Source organism: Paenibacillus tyrphae, from assembly GCF_027925525.1.
GTDB classification, from domain to species: Bacteria; Bacillota; Bacilli; order Paenibacillales; family NBRC-103111; genus Paenibacillus_G; species Paenibacillus_G tyrfis_B.
The window spans coordinates 176,099-194,373 of the sequence record NZ_BSDJ01000005.1 but is presented as its reverse complement, the minus strand read 5'-3'; the positions used below and the strand labels follow the sequence as shown (position 1 = coordinate 194,373).

General features: G+C 55.3%; 15 protein-coding genes. 5 read left to right on the top strand and 10 right to left on the bottom strand.

Annotation, left to right across the window (positions count from 1 at the left end):
* Positions 1-11: 11 nt before the first annotated feature.
* Genes QMG93_RS08085 through QMG93_RS08070 form a run of 4 tightly spaced genes read right to left on the bottom strand, consistent with a single transcriptional unit; the run spans position 12 to position 4,241 of the window.
* Complete coding sequence (locus QMG93_RS08085; RefSeq protein WP_281935233.1) at positions 12-1,124, bottom strand: GerAB/ArcD/ProY family transporter; 1,113 nt, start codon at positions 1,122-1,124, stop codon at positions 12-14.
* Positions 1,125-1,138: 14 nt separating this feature from the next.
* Positions 1,139-1,381: a hypothetical protein gene (locus tag QMG93_RS08080; RefSeq protein WP_281935232.1), complete on the bottom strand. Its 243-nt coding sequence runs from the start codon at positions 1,379-1,381 to the stop codon at positions 1,139-1,141.
* Between the two features lie 3 nt (positions 1,382-1,384).
* A complete protein-coding gene (locus tag QMG93_RS08075; protein ID WP_281935464.1) occupies positions 1,385-2,587 on the bottom strand; it encodes a Ger(x)C family spore germination protein in 1,203 nt (400 codons plus the stop codon).
* Positions 2,588-2,609: 22 nt separating this feature from the next.
* Positions 2,610-4,241, bottom strand: coding sequence for a spore germination protein (locus QMG93_RS08070; RefSeq protein ID WP_281935230.1), 1,632 nt, complete (start codon positions 4,239-4,241; stop codon positions 2,610-2,612).
* Between the two features lie 124 nt (positions 4,242-4,365).
* Here QMG93_RS08070 and QMG93_RS08065 point away from each other — a divergent pair, with 124 nt between their 5' ends.
* The 3 genes from QMG93_RS08065 (at position 4,366) to QMG93_RS08055 (ending at position 9,155) form a co-directional block, all read left to right on the top strand.
* On the top strand, positions 4,366-5,463 hold the full coding sequence (locus tag QMG93_RS08065) for a GerAB/ArcD/ProY family transporter (protein WP_281935228.1): 1,098 nt from the start codon (positions 4,366-4,368) through the stop codon (positions 5,461-5,463).
* An 80-nt stretch (positions 5,464-5,543) separates the two neighbouring features.
* A complete protein-coding gene (locus QMG93_RS08060) occupies positions 5,544-6,893 on the top strand; it encodes an FAD-binding oxidoreductase (RefSeq protein WP_281935226.1) in 1,350 nt (449 codons plus the stop codon).
* 87 nt (positions 6,894-6,980) lie between these two features.
* Positions 6,981-9,155 (top strand): HelD family protein, encoded by a 2,175-nt coding sequence (locus QMG93_RS08055; protein ID WP_281935225.1) that lies wholly within the window; start codon positions 6,981-6,983, stop codon positions 9,153-9,155.
* A gap of 75 nt (positions 9,156-9,230) precedes the next feature.
* Here the strand turns inward: QMG93_RS08055 and QMG93_RS08050 are convergent, their stop codons facing one another.
* The 4 genes from QMG93_RS08050 to QMG93_RS08035 all read right to left on the bottom strand — a co-directional run bounded on the left by QMG93_RS08050 (position 9,231) and on the right by QMG93_RS08035 (position 13,529).
* The gene (locus QMG93_RS08050) at positions 9,231-10,109 is read right to left on the bottom strand and encodes a YheC/YheD family protein (RefSeq protein ID WP_281935463.1); all 879 of its coding nucleotides are present in this window, start codon (positions 10,107-10,109) and stop codon (positions 9,231-9,233) included.
* 859 nt (positions 10,110-10,968) lie between these two features.
* Positions 10,969-11,961, bottom strand: coding sequence for a 2-hydroxyacid dehydrogenase (locus QMG93_RS08045; protein WP_281935223.1), 993 nt, complete (start codon positions 11,959-11,961; stop codon positions 10,969-10,971).
* 21 nt (positions 11,962-11,982) lie between these two features.
* A complete protein-coding gene (gene larE, locus QMG93_RS08040; RefSeq protein WP_281935221.1) occupies positions 11,983-12,837 on the bottom strand; it encodes an ATP-dependent sacrificial sulfur transferase LarE in 855 nt (284 codons plus the stop codon).
* Between the two features lie 209 nt (positions 12,838-13,046).
* The gene (locus QMG93_RS08035; protein WP_281935219.1) at positions 13,047-13,529 is read right to left on the bottom strand and encodes a glutathione peroxidase; all 483 of its coding nucleotides are present in this window, start codon (positions 13,527-13,529) and stop codon (positions 13,047-13,049) included.
* A 216-nt stretch (positions 13,530-13,745) separates the two neighbouring features.
* Between QMG93_RS08035 and QMG93_RS08030 the strand changes: the two genes are divergently transcribed.
* Complete coding sequence (locus QMG93_RS08030; RefSeq protein WP_413789273.1) at positions 13,746-15,053, top strand: AAA family ATPase; 1,308 nt, start codon at positions 13,746-13,748, stop codon at positions 15,051-15,053.
* 74 nt (positions 15,054-15,127) lie between these two features.
* Positions 15,128-16,837, top strand: coding sequence for a vWA domain-containing protein (locus tag QMG93_RS08025; protein ID WP_281935216.1), 1,710 nt, complete (start codon positions 15,128-15,130; stop codon positions 16,835-16,837).
* 27 nt (positions 16,838-16,864) lie between these two features.
* On the opposite strand, the gene QMG93_RS08020 is transcribed toward QMG93_RS08025, so the two are convergent.
* Positions 16,865-17,704, bottom strand: coding sequence for a DUF4179 domain-containing protein (locus tag QMG93_RS08020; RefSeq protein ID WP_281935214.1), 840 nt, complete (start codon positions 17,702-17,704; stop codon positions 16,865-16,867).
* Complete coding sequence (locus QMG93_RS08015; RefSeq protein WP_281935212.1) at positions 17,682-18,272, bottom strand: sigma-70 family RNA polymerase sigma factor; 591 nt, start codon at positions 18,270-18,272, stop codon at positions 17,682-17,684. Before QMG93_RS08015 ends, QMG93_RS08020 begins: the two co-directional genes overlap by 23 nt.
* Positions 18,273-18,275 lie beyond the last annotated feature (3 nt).

Sequence of the window (18,275 nt, the reverse complement as noted above, 5' to 3'; positions counted from 1 at the left end):
ACCGGCCGACGTCACGAATTGTTTTTTCTGCGCATCGTCCCTTTTTTCCGTATGATCCCAACGGCAAGCAGCAGCAAGGGAATAATTAAGCCCGAAGTTCCCACATACAGCGGCCATATTTTTTCATCCCACAATTGCCGGTAAGCGGCGCTGGGATAAAACATGCGCGCAAAGACGATGGACAGAAGTCCCATGGGCAGCAAAAGCGCACGTTTGTCCTGAAGCTTGAGCAATTGAGCCAAGCCCTTCATGCCCGCAAAAAAATAAATCATTAGCTTAAAGTAAAGAGAGAGGAACCAAAGCGTCGCCATAAGCACTTCGATGCGCGTAATAAAATTGGCGATATTGATTTTTTTTGCCAGCGTATAGCTGGGATAAGCCTGTCTGGAGGTGCCCTCCGCCCCAAGCACGGCAACGCATACCGTCGTAATCGTCAGCAAAAACAATCCGCCGACGATATTTCCAACCAACATGGCTTTGGAAGCCTGCTTAGGTTCTTTGATGCAGGACGGATAAATCATTAAGAAGAAAACCGCCGGAAACGTGGAGAAGCCCAAATACGAAATGCAGGACTTGATCAACGGCTTGACTCCGACGGTAAAAGCGGGCTGCAAATGCTCCAGCTTCATGTTGGGCGATACGGCCAAAATCATCACGATGAATAACGCGGTAATCAGCGGAAACAAAACCTCCGCCGCGCGAGCTACCGTTCCGAGCCCAAGATACTGGCCCCAAATGGCTACGACTACAAAAAGAATATTCGCTGCGATGACCGGTGTGGCGGGCATAATCTGCCGCGTCACGAAGGTTCCGGCGAAATCGATTAACGACACGCCTCCTACCGCAAACGTACTCACAATCAAAAAGAGCGAAACGATGGCGCCAAGCCATTTTCCTAGAAGCTTCTCGCTCATTTCCACCAGAGTCAGACCGGGATACAGGCCAGCCACACCATTGTACATGCAAATGAGCAGAAAGCTTAACCCTATTCCAGCAAGGATCGAAATCCAGGCATCCTGTTTGGCAGCCGCTGTGGCTCCTCCGGGCACGAACAGGACGGAGCTGCCGATCGTAAACAAAACGACGAGCAGCATTAACTGCCTGGAGGTGATCTGATTATCCACGTACCATCACCACGCTATTCCGACGGTTTTAATATTCCGAATACATAATCGCTCACTGGTTTGTACAGGTACGCAATCCAATCCAACGGGTTCGGGATATTCAACCGCAGGCTTTTGGCGATGCTTAAACCGAGACCGAGTGCCAGCAAGAGCGAAAAGACCCACAGTTCCTTCTTTCTTTTTGTACGCACAAGCCTCGGCACTTCCAGCCAAACAATCGCCGCGCCCATGGCAAGAATACCGGCAATGGCCACCATAACTTATTGCTCCTCTTTCTTTTTTATATCATTGATGAAGGAATTGGTCTGTGTGCCGGTCCGCCTGATTTTGACATCGATGGAAAGCTCCACAGGCAAATTCACGAACTCCTGCCGCCAGTTTTTCTTAAGCTGCTTCCAGGCTTGCGGATTCGAACGATGAATCGCGTTTCCAAAGCCGAAAATGTCCGATCCGAACGTTTTCTGAGCTTTGTTGATCACATGCCGCAATGAAGCCGTCAGCTTTTTTTTCAGCTCTTTTTCCAAACCGTACAACGTTTCCGGCTTAGTCAGATCGATAACGCACTTGACCTCCGTGACGTCCGCTTCCATAAAAAGCTTCACCTTCGCTTCCGGCTTTCCGTTTGTAACCGTACCCTTCATTTTGCTATTGACGCGGTTCACGACAAGATCCAAGGTGCCTTTTTTCGGACAGGCCAAGCTTTCCACCGTACTCTTTACTTTACCGATGATGTAGTTGTAATCCCGGCTCTCGGTGTCATTCAGCCAGCCCACGAGCTTGTCGTCTTTAAAAACCCCGGTAGACGAAAACTTGAAATGGGTATAATTGTTGCTCTTCAAAGCATTGCTCATTTTCTCTCCCGTTTGCTTGCTTCCGATCGTTTCCACCCCGGTCAGTACTGCCATTTTTCCCGTGCTGATCAAGTCGGACAACAAATCGTCCAAAAATACGTTAGCCGTTTCTCCAGTGACTCTCTTGTTCCAATCCATCGATTTAAAAATTTTGTTCGACTGCGATTTTTCTGTATGCGTGACGATGCTTAGGATTTTTTCGGCTCGCTCTCCCTTTGCGATCAAAATATAAAAATCGGCGCGAAGCTCATTGTCTCTTGAAAAAAAATCGAGGATGTCTCTAATGCCTTCCCTTGCCACTTGCTCGCTGATGACCAAAACCCGCAAATGGGACAAGTAAAAATATCTCGGAGACGACCGGACCATCTTGCGGATGGCCTCCACCATAGAAGGCGCCGTCGCACGAAATATGGCCGTAGGAGTGCCGGTGCTCCCGCCGCGCTTGGAAACCATGGCTTCGGGAACGACGACTTGTGCGGACAGCTTGTATTGGTCGCCGCTTTTATCGATCCCTATGCCGCCGACAATGGATAGGTCGTTCAGCTCTCTGCGACTCCAACAACCGGCAAGCAGTGCTCCTATCATCAGAAAGCATAGAGACAGTAGAACCATCCGCCGCACGGTCGTCCCCCCTTTACCCTTGATTTTGTTCTCCTCCGTCCTGTCGCGCCGGGTCGGATGCATTGCCTTTCGGGACGCGCCACAGGTTGCGGGGATGCAGTGCTTCAGGCCGAGTGTACATCTGCCACCAAGGGACCCGAACAACCGCGTCTTTTTGGTCGGCGAGCTTGAACGGCGCCATAGGCGACAGGTATGGAACCCCGAACGAGCTCAAATGGCACATATGCAGGACAAGGGCTATGAGCCCAACGATGATCCCGAATATCCCGAAAGACGCACCTAGCGCCATGTATACAAAACGAAGCATCCGAATCGAAATCCCCATATCAAAGCTTGGAAAGATGAACCCCGATATCGCCGTAATCGATACGATGATGACCATCGCAGGCGAGACCAATCCCGCATCTACCGCAGCCGATCCCAGTACAAGTGCGCCGACGATCGATATCGACGTTCCGACGGCTCGGGGCATCCGTATCCCTGCCTCCCGCAAAAGCTCAAACGTGACTTCCATCATGAGGGCCTCGATGAAGGCCGGGAACGGAATGCCCTCACGCTGAGCGGCAAGGCTGACCAGCAGAGAGGTCGGAATCATTTCCTGATGAAAGGTTGTAATCGCAATATAAAGCGAGGGAGCAAGCAGCGATATCATCAACGCGACGTACCTGAGCAGGCGAATAAGCCCATAGTCGGCCCGATGATAGTAATCCTCGGCAGATTGCATGAACTGCGCGAATACCGCCGGTACGATCAATACGTACGGCGTGCCGTCGATCAAGATGGCGACACGTCCCTCGAGCAGCGCAGCAGCCACCGAATCCGGACGCTCGGAATTCGTTACGGTCGGAAAAACGGAATATTTGCTGTCCTGAATAAACTCCTCAATATAATTGCTTTCCAATATACCGTCGATATTAATTTGTCCGAGTCGGTCGCGAACTTGACGAAGAATATCGGCGTCGGCGATGCCTTCGATGAACATAATGCTTACGTCTGTTTGCGTCACACGTCCGATTTGTCTCGTTTCCACCCTGATGTCCGGACTTTTGATTTTTCTGCGGATCATGGCGATATTGGTTAGAAGCGCTTCGGTAAAGCCCTCCTGCGGTCCGCGGACAACGGTCTGGGATGTCGGTTCCGTAACGCTCCGTCGCTGGCCTCCGCTTGTGTCGACCGATAGCGCTTGATTGCAGCCTTCGATCAAAAGTACGGTATGGCCTACAAGCAAGGCTGATTTGACGGCCTTGAAACGATTGGTCAGCTTGATATCACCGATGGCAAACGGAAAATGCCTTAAAATCCACTCCATATTCCCCGCGTTTTTACGGGGGTTCCCCCACTCGCTTTTCTCCGAATGCGTATAAAAGGATTCCATCAATCGGAAAACGGATTGTTCATCCGTAAGGCCTGCAATGAAGACGAAGGCGCACGGAATTTCGTTATCCGGTCCTATCATCATCTCCCTTACGATCAAATCGGAGCTGTTCCCGAGCTGCTGCCGCAGCTCTTGAAGATCGACCTGCAGGAGGCCGCTGAGCGGCGTGTTGTCGTTAGAAGCGGCTTTGCCGCCTTCCTGTTGTCCGGTTTGCTTCGAGGCCGGCAAACGATTCATGCCGCTTTTGTTTTTGCGAAAAAAAAATTGCACGGTTCCTCGACCTCAAATCTTAAGTGTTGCCACTATTATTCATCCCCGGCAGTTACTTTATTCCATAAGATGCATATGGTCGGCGAAACGAACAAAATATAGTAACGATTAGGGGGGACCGATCATGCATTTTTCTTCATTGACCGCTCGCCAGTTTATGCTTTTGACGGCGTTGTTCGTTATTGGCGACACGATTCTATACGTTCCCTCGAATGTCGCTTTTGTAGCCGGGAGGGATGCCTGGATTTCCGGCCTGATTGCTGCTTGTGCCGGTCTTTTGTTGGTTTCGCTGTACGGAATATTAGGTAAGCAGTACCCTCGTATGCTGCTGATCGATATTTGCGAAAGCGCGTTCGGACGCTTCCTCGGCAAGGCGGTCGGTCTGTGGGTGATTTTGTTTTTCTTTATCGATTCCGGGGTGCTTCTTTGGCAAATCGGTGATTTTATGTCCACTCACATCTTGATGGCAACACCGATTCAGGCTTGCCTTATCTTGTTTATTGCAATTATTGTTATGGGAGTCCGTTTGGGGGCGGAGGTTCTTGGACGGGCTTCCGAACTTATTTTCGGGTGGAGCGCTGCACTTTTTGTTCTGTTCGTGCTGATGCTGTCTCCAGATCTGGAAGGTCATCGCCTTGTGCCGTTAGCCGAACAAGGACTCCGTCCGATCGTTCGCGGCGCTCTTTTATTGATCGGCTACTATTTGGAGTGCTTCGTCCTTATTTCCCTTTTTCCCTATCTCAACAATACGGAAAACCTATCCGGTGCTTTCCGGAAGGGGATGCTGATCGGGTCGTCCGTGTTAGCCTTAACCATCCTGATATGTATTTTGGTGCTCGGAAAAGACCTCACCGTCATGAATATATTTCCCACCTACATCTTGGCGCAGAAAATCAGTATCGGCCGTATTCTGGAACGAATCGAAGTCATTATGGCTTCCATCTGGGTTTTTACCCTTTACTTCAAATTGTCCCTTTGTTTTCATGCCGCGATCCGGGAAACGGCACAGTTATTCCAAATGAAAGATTACAAAATATTATCGTTCCCCTCGGCCATTCTGGTCGTGACGGCTTCTCTGATCCTTGTACCCAATGTCTCTTATTTCAACTCGCTCATTATCCATACTTGGTGGCCCTATACGCTAACTCAAGGACTGCTCCTGCCGCTGCTGTTGCTCGGCGTCCCTAAAGTCAAGTCACTTATTTCCGCAAGACAGAGATAACCGACGCACGCGCTCATGCGCCTGCCGGAACATGAATATAATGGGGGAAAACGGAAAAAGCGGCAGAGGAGGTCATATAGATGACCACAACGCTTACGGGACACGTCGTCCGTCCGGGAGATCCTGGTTATGAGGAAGCACGGATGAATTTCAATGCCCGATTCTCGAAATATCCGGCGGCCATCGTCTTTTGCGAGCATGTCGAGGATGTCGCGAATGCGGTCCGCTGGGCGCGGGAGAACGGCTATCCGATCCGCGTACGGAGCGGACGGCATTGCTACGAGGATTTCACGCTCGCCGAAGGCGGGATCGTTATCGATGTCAGTCCGATGAACGGCGTGCGGCTCGATCCGGAGAAGCGGACCGCTGTGGTCCAAACCGGCATCCGTCAGCTCCTGCTTTATGAGACGCTGTGGCAAGACGGCGTCACCGTTCCGGGCGGTACATGCCCGACCGTCGGGATCGCCGGGCTGACGCTGGGCGGCGGATACGGGTTTCTCTCGCGGCTGCACGGACTTGCCTGCGATCAACTGCTGGAGGTCGAAACGGTGCTGGCGAGCGGCCAAGTGATCCGTGCAAACGACCGCGAGCATGCGGATTTGCTCTGGGCCTCCCGCGGCGGAGGCGGCGGGAATTTCGGCATCGCCACTTCGTTTACGTTCTGGGTCCACCCGGTATCGAACGTTGCCATCTACCGGATCGCCTGGCCTTGGCAGGATCTGCCGCTGCTGCTTAACACATGGCAGCACTGGGCGCCGTCGGTCGACGAGCGACTGACCCCTTCTCTTGTCCTGTCGGCCAGCTCGAATGACTATTGCTATTCCTCCGGTCAATATGTCGGACCGGAGCGGCGCCTCCGCGAGCTGCTCGCTCCGCTGCTTTCGGTTGGAACGCCCTTGGAAACGGAAATCATGACCGTCCCTTATCTTGAGGCGATGTACCGTTTCGGCGGCTTGAAAAAGGAGCATGAGCAATGGCAGATGACTCCCGAGCGCCGGCACCGGTTCAAAAACAGCGGCGCCTTCGTGTACCGTCCTCTGCCGCCTCGGGCGATATCGGCGATCGCCGCTTTCCTTCATGCGGCCCCGAGTCCGAGCTGCATGATCATCTTCGAGAGCCTGGGAGGCCGTCTGGGGCGGATTCCCCCTCATGCAACCGCATTCGTGCATCGCCGGGCAAGCTTTCATATGCAATATATCACCCAATGGGACGATCCGGCGGCGGACGAAGCCCATCTTCGCTGGGCCGAGAACATTCGGAAGACGTTGCTGCCTTATACGTTCGGCCAATACGTCAATTACTCGAACGTTTTCGACCCCAACTGGGCTCATGCGTATTATGGCTCCAATCTTAACGCGCTGCGCCGGATCAAGCGGAAATACGACCCAGATAACGTGTTCCGTTTCGCGCAAAGCATTCCGCCGTTATAAAACGCTTGCAACACCAAGCTCCGTTGTGCTATAGTATTACTCCTGTCCATTTTTGGGAATTCATAACACGAACGGAGGTACGGACCCATGGAATCCGGTCTGCAAAGCGCTTACTTGGAGGAAAAAGAACGACTGGAGCATACAATTCAAGAAATGGAAAGGCATCTGGAGGCACTTCAGGCTATACCGCCTTATACGGGACACGACATGACGGAGCAGGTGCTGGAGTCGATCCGCGAAAACAAGCGGCGCGGCTTGGCGCACGCGCTGCCCGAGCCTTACTTCGGCAGACTGGATTTTCACGAAACGGGAAAGCCCGGTCCGGCCCCGCTCTATATAGGCAAGTCCGGCGTGGAAAAAGCGGACTCTCCCGAGTTGATGGTGATCGATTGGCGCGCTCCGGTAGCGAGCCTTTTTTATTCATTTACAGGCAGCACCGAAGCGGCCAGCTACGATTCGCCGGACGGCGTCGTGCAAGGGCTCGTCTACTTGAAGCGCAACCTCGTGATCCGCAAGCAAATTTTACAGCGCGTCGTCGATACGTTCGACCGCGAATCGGACGCAATGGCGGTCACGGACGAGTTCCTGCTGTACCGGCTCGGCGAGAACAAGGACAACAAGCTGCGTGACATCGTATCGACAATCCAGGCGGAGCAGGATGCGATCATCCGGGCCGGCAAAAACCATGCGCTCGTCATTCAAGGCGTCGCCGGAAGCGGGAAAACGACCGTAGCCCTGCACCGGCTCGCTTACCTCCTCTATCAGTACCGGGATCAAGTGAAAGCGGAAAAAATGATTATTTTCGCCCCTTCCCGCATGTTTCTCGATTATATTTCGGGCGTTCTGCCGGAGCTCGGTGTCGGGCATATCCAGCAGACTACCTTCGCCGACTGGGCGCTGGAGTTGCTGGACCATGAGGTCAAGCTGGCCGATCCGGCCCATGCGCTGCGGCATTGGTTCGCTGTCGGAGCGGCGCGTCCGGTTATTGACGATGCGGCCCCCGGCCGGTTTAAGGGCTCGCTCCGCTTCATGCAGTGGTTAGACGGGCTCTTGAACGCATACGAGCTGCAGGCGGTGCCGCAGACGGATTTTGTGCCGTGGGACGGCGCCAAGCTCCCGTACCGTACCATCCGCGACTGGTACGCGGTGGAATACAAGCATGAGCCGCTCATGAAGCGCCGCGAGCGGGTGCTGGCCCGGATCAAGCGTTGGCTGGAGATGGAGCTGGATAAAGTATGGGAAGTCCACTTAAAGAAGGACTACAAGAAGCGCGGCTCTACCCGTCTTCGCGATTACGGCAAGCAGTGGACGGCCTATACGCCGTTCGGCTTCTATAAGGAGCTGTTCCGTTCCACGGCGGAGTCCGGCGCCCTGCCTTTCGTGTCAGAGGCGGATGCGCAGTTCATTCCCGAGGAGCTGCGGCAATCCACGCTTGCGGCAGCCAAGAAGAAGCTGGTGCAGCCGGAGGATCTCGCCCCCCTGCTCTATATTCGCCAGCGCTTCGAAGGCATTCACGGCGATCTGCGCTTCGACCATACGGTCATCGACGAAGCGCAGGACTTCTCGCCATTCCAGGTGGCGCTGCTGGCGCTGCACACGAAGAACGGCTCGTTCTCGATTCTCGGCGATTTGTCGCAAGGCATCCACGCCTACCAAGGCGTTAAAGATTGGCAGGAACTGCTGTCGCTGTTTCCAGAAGAGAACCGCGCCTACTATACGCTGAACCGCAGCTACCGGTCAACGATGGAAATCATCTACTTCGCGAACGAAGTGCTGAAGCGCGGGCTTGCCGAGCCGCCGGCGCTGGCCGTGCCGGTATTCCGCAGCGGCGAGCCGGTCGAGCTCGCGCAAGCGGACGGCTCGCCGCTGGCGAAGCGTCTCGCCGAAGCCGTGCAGGAACACCAGCAGCGCGAGGGCGCAGGCACGCTGGCCGTCCTCGCCCGCACGGAGGAGCGGTGCCGCGAGCTGCACGCGCAGCTGCTCGCCGCCGGATGCGACGGCGTGAACCTGATCGTCCCGGGCCAGCAGCAGTACGAGGGCGGCGTCTCCGTCGTTCCGGTGTACATGGCCAAAGGGCTCGAGTTCGATTCCGTCCTGCTCGTGGACGTCGATCCGGTCCATTACGCGCAGACACCGCAGGACGCGAAGCTGCTCTATGTCGGCTGCACCCGAGCTCTGCACGAGCTGAAGCTATTTTATTCGGGCGAGCCCTCCCCGCTCATCGCCGGCGTTCAAGGCGACTTTGTGAAGGCCGGGCTGTAATCGAGGAGCCGGCAATGAAGGCCAGGTGCTCTGCCTGGCCTTCATTGTGCCTTTTTTTGTCGGCGCACTTTCACTCTAGAAATCAATCCATTCGAAGTTCGTCACGAAGTCTGCCGTATCGTTTTGTTCCTTGCTCAATTGTTCATTGGCCAAATACATGGCATATTGAATCGGCCGCCTGATGGATTTTCGGTAAGTGGCAATTTCTTTCGACTTGATGAAGGCCGTGTGGCCCGGTTTAGGATTAGCCTCAATCAGCCATACGCGTCCGTTGACGTCAATTCCCACATCCAATCCAAACTCGACCATAGAACCAAACCGTTCTTCCACAACTTCCATCAACCGATGAGCAAGCTCCTCGCATTCCAGCTCAATTTCTTTTGCCTTATCCAATCCGAAACGGGATTTGATGAAAGTCTGAAATCCCAGCACTTTTCCATCCCCGTAGCTTAAATTCGTGGTAGGGCTATTCTTAGCGCCTACGCGCAAAACTTTGCCGGTCACTTCCCAGTTTCCAATTTCGTTCTTTTGAATTAACAATCGAACATCCGCCTGTCGGCCGGGGATAAGCTGCAAATCCAGCCCTTGCTGGACCATAAATGATCCGGATCGTATTTTTTCAGTTTGCACCCAACGGTTAACCCAACGAATGACCCTCTGTTTCGTCAAAACCGGCGTTACCACGATACGGCCTGACCTTTTTCGTCCTTGAAGCCGGTAGCCGCCGCCAGTTTTCTTGATTTTAAGAACGCTATGCCCGCCGGTCCCATTCCCCGGCTTCACATAGACCAAGTCATAATTCTCAACCATCTGCTCTAACGCTTGTGGCGAGTAAAGAAACGTCTTGGGAATCCAACGTTCTAACTTGTCGGATTCGGCAAACAGCTTCATCGCTTTCCATTTGTAAGTAAATTTATGATTGGCATAAACGAACAAATCTTTGCGACGTCGCATATCGCGAAACGGCTTGTATAGCTTTCGGCAGAAATCGATTACGACATCCGGCCATGGGCAAGTCGCTCCCGCCCATCTCGCTCCGGATGGGGTAAAACCGTGAATCGTCCTGCTTTCTTCGTTTATGTCCATATGGGAAAATACGTATACGTTTGCCCCCAGCTTCCTCCCTTCCGTTACAAGGTCGCTCAAAAACTTGGAGTTCTGAAATATATTGCCTTCTCGATGAGCAAGAATGCCTACAGTCAGCTTTTTCATACAGGCCTCCGTCTAGTTGTTATGCTGCAATATATACTCACACCCAGCATTGCGTAACGGTACGTGCCCATATGCTTTTACACCCAAAAACGGATGGCCTGCTCATTTTCCTCGCACAAGCCCGCCACTTTAAAGCTTAGAGGAACTGACGTTCGTTATCCGCTTCATATTGTCATTTTTTCGTACAATAGAGGAACTCAGGTAATCTATCCATCGTGTTTCTCAACAAAGAAACATGATTCGACACAAATAAAGCCTTTGATTTCCTCTACCGCATAGCCCTCGATTGTCCACATATCATTGCACGCAAAAAAGCCGCGTTCAGCGGCCGAGCTTGTTGAGAAAGTGGTCGATTGAGGCAATAGAGGCAATAGAGGTGCATGAGGGGGTGGGGTATCTACTTCCGGTCGCTCTTGTCTGCAGGAAATTTTTATTGGAAGCCGCTTAGCAGCTGATATTTCCCGCAGACAAAGGCGAACGCTATCGCTCCTCCAGTAGATACCCCACTCCGTATGTTTCTCTATTTCAGTCAAAACCACTTTCTCAACACTCTGAGCCGCATTCAGCGGCTTTTAAGCTTTGCAGCATCATACGAGAGCGTCTATTCGAGCAGCTCCCGAAGCTCCGGCACGACATTCGGCGGCTGCCCGCCGGTCAGTGCGGCGACGAGATTGCGCGCGGCGAGCATCGCCATATCGAGCCGCGTCTTCGCCGTGGCCGAGCCGATATGCGGCAGCGTGACCACGCTCGGCATATGCAGCAGCGGATTGTCCGGGCTCGGCGGCTCCGGATCGAATACGTCAAGTCCCGCTCCCCGGATGAGTCCGGTTTGCAGGGCTTGAATCAGTGCCGGCTCGTCCACCGTCTTCCCGCGGGAAGCGTTGATGAAGAACGCCGTCGGCTTCATCTTTTCGAAGTGTTCCAGGCGGATCATGCGCTCCGTCTCCGGTGTGAGCGGCGTCATCATCACGACGAAGTCCGACTCCCGCAGCAGCTCGTCCAAGCTGCAGTAGCGGGCGCCGAACCGTTCTTCCGTCTCCGGCTTCCGGCTGCGGTTATGATAAAGCAGGCTCATGCCGAAGCCGTCCACCGCGCGCTTGGCAATCGCTTCGCCAATCCGGCCCATCCCGATGATGCCGAGCGTCTGATGGTGCACGTCCATGCCGAAGAAATCTTCGTCGGTCAGCCCTTTGCCCCGCTGCCAACGGCCCTGCTTCACGAACGCATCCAGCTCGGGGATACGCCGTGCCGCGGACAGCATGAGCGACAGCACCAGGTCCGCGACCGTCTCGTCCAGCACGTGCGGCGTGTTCGTTCCGATGACCCGGCGGGCTTTCATCGCTTCCAGATCGAAGTGATTGTACCCGACCGAAATGCTGCTGACCGCCCGCAGCTTGGGGGCATGGTCCAACAGCTCCCGGTTGATCGGACCGCCGGTCGTCAGCAGCCCTTCCACATCGTGAAGCTGTGCGAGAAGCCCTTGTCTGGATGCTGCGCCTTGTCCGTCCCACATCCGGCACTCGCAGTGCTGCTCCAGATAAGCAAGCGCCTCCTCGGGAATCGCTTTGGAAATATAAATTTTCGGTTTGCTCATCGAATCGGCTCCTCTCCGAACTTATGCCTGTGCTGTCGCTTGAACCGACTGCTCCTGCGGCGAAAGCACTTCGTTCAAGCTGCCCGAACGGTACCCTTTCAAGTCCATCGTCACGTAGGCGTAGCCGATCTCCTTCAGCTTCGCGTGAACCGTCTCGGCGACGGCCAGCACGTCGGCCAGCTCCGATGCGGGCACCTCGATCCGCGCCAGCGTATCGTGCTGGCGCACGCGCACTTGGCGGAAACCGAGCTGAATCAGGAAGTCTTCCGCACGATCGATCATGGACAGCTTCTCCGCTGTGATCGCTTCCCCATACGGAATACGCGAAGACAGACAAGCGAACGACGGCTTATCCCATGTGGCGAGCCCGAATTTGCGGGACAGATGGCGAATTTCCGATTTCTTGATGCCCGCTTCCAGCAGCGGCGCGCGAACGCCCCGTTCGTGAGCGGCCTGCAGTCCGGGACGGTGCTCCCCGAGGTCGTCGGCGATGGCGCCGAACACGACATGCTCATAGCCGCGCGCATGGGCGATCGGAATCAAATGATCGAACAGCGAGTTTTTGCAAAAATAGCACCGATTCGTCGGATTTTCCGCATACCCGGGAATATTCAGCTCGCTTGTGTGAATAACCTCATGCGGCGCGCCCAAGCTCCCGGCAAGCGCGATCGCCTCCAGCTTCTCGCGTTCGGGATACGTCTCCGAATCGGCCGTAATGGCAAGCACCCGGTCCTTGCCCATAAATTCAAGCGCCGCCTTGAGCAGAAAAGCGCTGTCCACCCCGCCGGAGAATGCGACGACGACTTTGTCCATCGACTGCAAAATGTCCCCGAGCTTGGCGTATTTTTGATCTATAACTTGCTCTATGGTTGCCATAGGTCCAGCCTCCCTTTTGCGCAAGCCGCGGCGTCAGTCGATCTGGTTGCACACGTTTGCAATCTACGGTTATACCGCTTCATACCTGTTTATTATAGACCGTTTTTCCTTTCGGAAAAAGGTGTATTTTTTCGAAGGCACGACTTCTCCCCCGCCTGAACGGCAAAAACAGCCTGTCCCGGTACGGAACAGACTGCTCGCCTCGCCGCTTATTCGCTTAACAGCTTTTGAATATCTCCTTCAATGGCCGCCGGTTCCGTGCGCGCAGCGTACTGCTTGACGACCTCGCCTTGGCGGTTGACCAGAAACTTCACGAAGTTCCATTCGATGTCCCCGGTCCGGTAAGGCTCGGGCACGTGCGAGACCAAATATTGATACAGCGGATGCGCGTGCTCTCCCATGACATCGATTTTGGCGAAGAGCGGGAACGTCACGTTATAGCGCGTTTCGCAGAACTGTGCGATCTCAGCCTCCGTCCCGGGCTCCTGTCCGGCAAATTGGTTGCACGGGAAGCCGAGCACGACCAGACCTTGATCCTTATAAGTTTCGTACAGCTTCTGAAGTCCTTCGTAATGCGGCGTCAAGCCGCAGGCGCTCGCCGTGTTGACGATCAGCAGCACGCTGCCCCGGTAGTCCGACAGCGGCTTGTCCGCGCCTTGAATCGTTGTCGCCGAAAAATCGTAAACCGACATGTCCCATCGCTCCTTTTTTCCGTAAATGCCCTGAACTCTATTGTAGCATGAAGCGGTTTGGAATGAAAAATCCGCACGATTATTAGAGAAAAGAGCCGTCGTCTGCTACAATATGAAAATGGATGTCACAGGAAAACATAACGATCGAGGGAGGGAGCGTCTCCGTCCTATTCTCCTACCAGCCTGACGGCTGCAACGTTCGGACGGGGTGCGACGATGGATATGAACGAGCTGGAATCGATACGCCATAAACTGGAGCAAGCGATCGGGCATTTGGAAGCCCGCTTTCTCGAACGCGAAGAATTGATCCGGGTGCTGCTGCTCGGTCTGATGGCCGGCGAGAACGCCCTGCTGATCGGCCCGCCCGGCACCGCCAAATCCCAGCTTGCCCGCGCCCTCTCCCAATTGTTCGGAAGCGGCCGCTGGTTCGACTATTTGCTGACGCGCTTCACGACGCCGGACGAGATGTTCGGGCCGGTATCGCTGCAGCGGCTCAAAGCCGATCAATACGTCCGGCAGACGGACGGCTACTTGCCTGCGGCGGACTTTGCTTTTCTTGACGAAATCTTCAAGGCGAACAGTGCCATCTTGAACGCGCTTCTGTCCATCCTGAACGAACGGGTGTTTTTTAACGGACAGGAGAAGCAAAGCGTGCCGCTGCTGTTTCTGATCGCCGCCTCCAACGAACTGCCGGAGGAAAACGAACAGCTCGCCGCGCTGTACGACCGCTTCCTGATCCGCTACGAGGTCGGGTACTTGAAGCAAATGTCGAGCTACGAGAAAATGTTCCAGCTTCCAGACGTGCCGCTCCCTGCCCTGCTCTCGCTGCGGGATATCGAGACCGTACGGCGGGCGAGCGCGGATGTCGTCATCCCCGAAACGATGATCTATATGCTGTACCAGCTCAAAACCGAGCTGGAAGCGAAGGAATTCGCCTTGTCCGACCGCCGCTGGCGCAAGATCGGACAGGTATGGAAAACGTCGGCCGCGCTGAACGGCCGCCGCGAGGTCACCGTGTGGGATACCGTCTATACCCCGCATATGCTGTGGGATTTGCCGGAGGATTACGGTGCGCTGAAGGAGATCTTTCAGAAGGTGTTTCAGGAGGGGCTCAAACAGGAGACGGAAAAGGAGCTGCCTCTCCGCCGTTATGACCGGATCGCCAAGCATTGGCTCGAAGAAGAAGACGCGCTTCATGCGTTTCAGTTCAAAAAAGAAGTCGGCGGCCGGCTGAGCAAGGAAGAACAGGACAAGGCGAGAGCCAACCTGGAGGAATGCCGGCTGGAGCTGGAGGACAAGGCGCGGGAGCTGCAAAGCAAGCTGGTCCAATGGCTGCAACGGGAAAAGGACTTGCCCGGATACATCCGCAACCGCAATTTTATGCTTCTGCAAACGGCGGAATACGCGGTGAAATATACGCACCTGCGGATTCAGGGCGAACGCATTTTGCAATCGATGCAAGGACTGTACCGGACGCTGTTCGACCGCGAAATTCCGGGCGTTCAATACGACTATACACTCTAGAAGCCCGATGAATGAACATGCCGCAGCGCAAGCGGAGCATTCACCGGACTTCCTCGGCAGCGAGGTGATTCGGCATGATCATCCGGTCGGCTAAAATCGACCGCTACGTATTTGACGGGTACGTCCATTCCTCCCGCGCCGCACAGGAGTGGATTCGCGAGGCCAAGGCGCAAACACCATGGTTTTCGGTGGAGCTGTTTGCCGATTTTTTCATGTGCTTCTATTTGGCCCGCCCCGAGCTTGACCGCAGTCAGGAAGCGGCGCCGTTCCATCGCTGGCTAGTGGCGGAGCTGCAGAAGCAGTTTTTTTACCGCGCGATCCATCCGCGGACGACAGGCGAGGTCAACGCCTCGTTCAAAACGGCGCTGAAGGCGCTCATGTGGCTGACGCAAACGTTCGAGGACGAAGTGAAGCGCCGCAAGCAGGAGGAGCAGCAGCTTCGGACGATCGGCCTCAGTGAGAGCCGTCAAGGGCAAGGCGATGACCAACCACAGGTGCAGGAGCGCTTGAACGAGAAGCAGATCGAGCAGCTGCGGCTCGTCGGCTACACGCTGCAGCGCGGCAAGCGCAACGTCGAGGAGAAGCAGGCGGCGCTGGACAGCCGGCCGCTCGTGGAAGCGGAGATCGGCGCGCTGAAGGAGCGCATCCGTTCGCTGCAGGAAGAGATGCGGACCGACTTCGTCCGGCGCGACAAGCTTCGGCAGAAGCTCCAGAAGGCCGAAGCCGAGCTCGGCGAGCGTGAGAAGCGGATCGAGCGGCTGGAGCGCCGCGACCGGGAGACGCTGCGGGAGCTGGAAGCCCAGCTCGGCGGCTGGCTCAACCGGGCGCTGCAGGAATCGCTCAGCCGTGAAGACAGCGAAAGCTTGAACCTGTTCGAGCTGCTGCAAGCGAGCCAGCGGATCGCCAACCGGCGCTGGGGCAGCGATCTCGGACGGCTGCACCGGCAGCAGTTCGCCAATTACCTGCAATGGGTCGAGAAGCTGAAGCGCCACCCCGAGCTCATCGCCTTCCTGCAGGAAATCGGGCGGAACGTGCAGCATTTGAAGGCGCAGCGCCGGAAGGTCCGGTCGCCGCGCATCCCGGAAAGCTACGACGACCTGCGTCAGTCCGGGGATATTACGCATATGCTGCCGAGCGAAGCGAGTCTGCTGGCCGACGAGGACTACGAAGCGTATTTTATGGTCAAGTGGCTGGAGCGCAAGCTGCTCACCTACAACGTCACGGGCTGGACACAAGAGCCCCTGAAAGGGCCGGTCGTCTGCATGCTCGATACGTCCCATTCGATGCGCGGCAGCAAGCTACGGCTCGCCCAGCTGTTCGTCGCCACGTTCGCCGCCTTCAGCCTGCTGGAGAAGCGCGACTTTCGGCTGCTGCTGTTCGGCGCCCGCGGAGAACTGGTCGAGCACCCGCTCTACTGGCGTAAGCCCAACTGGCCGGCGTTCTACGCCCTGTCGCAGCTCGCCTTCGGCGGCGGCACGCACTTCGACGCCCCGCTGCGGCGCGGCATCGAGCTCGTGTCCGCCGAGCCGCGCTACCATGACGCCGATTTCGTCATGGTGACCGACGGCGTCGGCGCGGTGTCCCCGCCCGTGCGCGATGCACTGGCCGAGCTCGGCCGCTCAAAACAGGTGCGCCTGCACTCGCTCATCGTCGGCACGGCGCGCCAGCATCTCGCCCAGCGCTACGAGATTTTGGGCGTGTCGCATCAAGTGCGCTTCGCCGCCACATGGGAAACGCAGCAAAGCGAAGAGCTGTTGCTGGACGTGCTTAGCACAAAGGGGTAGGAGGAAAATTCCCCCTACCCCTATTGCTTAACGAGCCGCTTCCGTGGCCTCCTTGTCCTTGGCCGCTTCGGTGGCCTGCTTGGCCTTGGCCGCTTCGGTAGCCTGCTTGGCCTTGCTTTGATCGATGGCGATATCCCCCTTCCAGCTCCCTTTGGTTTTGCCGATGCGGTCGATATCCACACTAAGCTTAATCGTTTGCGGTAATGAAGCGCCGCCCTTCATCACGAAGCCAATCGTCCCTTCCGGCTTATCCTTGTCCGCAACGCCCGTCTCGATTTCTTTGCCCGCCGCATCGGTCAGACGAAACGTAAGATAGTCTTTGTCTTTCAGTTCCCTACCGATAAAGTTGAGCCGGTTGAAACCTTCCACGCCCGGTTCCTGGTAAGTCGGATTGTCCACCTGTTTGCCGTCTTTTTTCCCGTCGGAGATGATCTGCAGCCCGGTCGTATCGAATTCCCAAGGAACGAGCGTGCCATCCTGCTTCTCGATCCGGTAATGAACCAGAACCTTGGTATCCTCGACATACATTTCTTTAAAATGTATCGTGATGCCTTGATCCGTGATTTTGTGGTCGATCGGCACCGACAGCCCTTCGGACACCGCGCGTTTTACCCCGCTGCTAACCAATCCGTTGATGTCCGCCTGATCCTGGGCAAAATAAGAGCTGCTGAGCGAATAAGCGCCTGTCGGAATCAGTACGGCTGCCGCAATGCTGAGAGTGATGATCGTTTTTTTCATTTTCTTGTTCTCCTTTTTCTCATGAAATTGTACGAAAGATTGCCTTACCCGCCGATCGACGTCTTCCGGAACTTGCGGCTTGTCGAATTGCTTCGTCAGCGATTGTTTAATTTCGTCCGAGATTGACATGTTCGGAACCAGCCTCCTCATTTGCTTGAGTGTCCAACCATTTGCGCAGCTGCTTCAAGGCCAGATGATTTCTGGATTTGACCGTGCCGAGCGGAATTTGCAGCAGCTCCGCCACCTGCTCGTGCGAAAAATCATAGTAAAACCGGTATATAATCACGATGCGCAGCTTGAACGGCAATTGATTGATCAGGCGCTGCATTTCCCTTTGCGATTCGTTCTCCAGCACCGGTTCTTCCGGCCGTTCCACATGCGGCTCCACGCTCAATCGGTTTTTTTTCTCAAGCAAACGAAATCTTCTCCAAAGCTGCCGCCGCCAGCTATGGATTTGCCGAATGACGATCCCGTTTAACCAGAACAGAAAAGGACGCGTACGGTCGTAGCCCGGCAAGGCCCGCCATAGCTGAAAATAAATCTCACTCACAATGTCGTTGACATCGGCGGGATGAGCCACCAATGCGGCCACGGTCGCATACACTTTGTTCTTGGTCATGCCGTAAATCACTTCAAAAGCGTCCGGATCGCCGTCGATCAGCCGGTCAAGCCAAACGTTCAGTTGTTCGTTATTCATTGG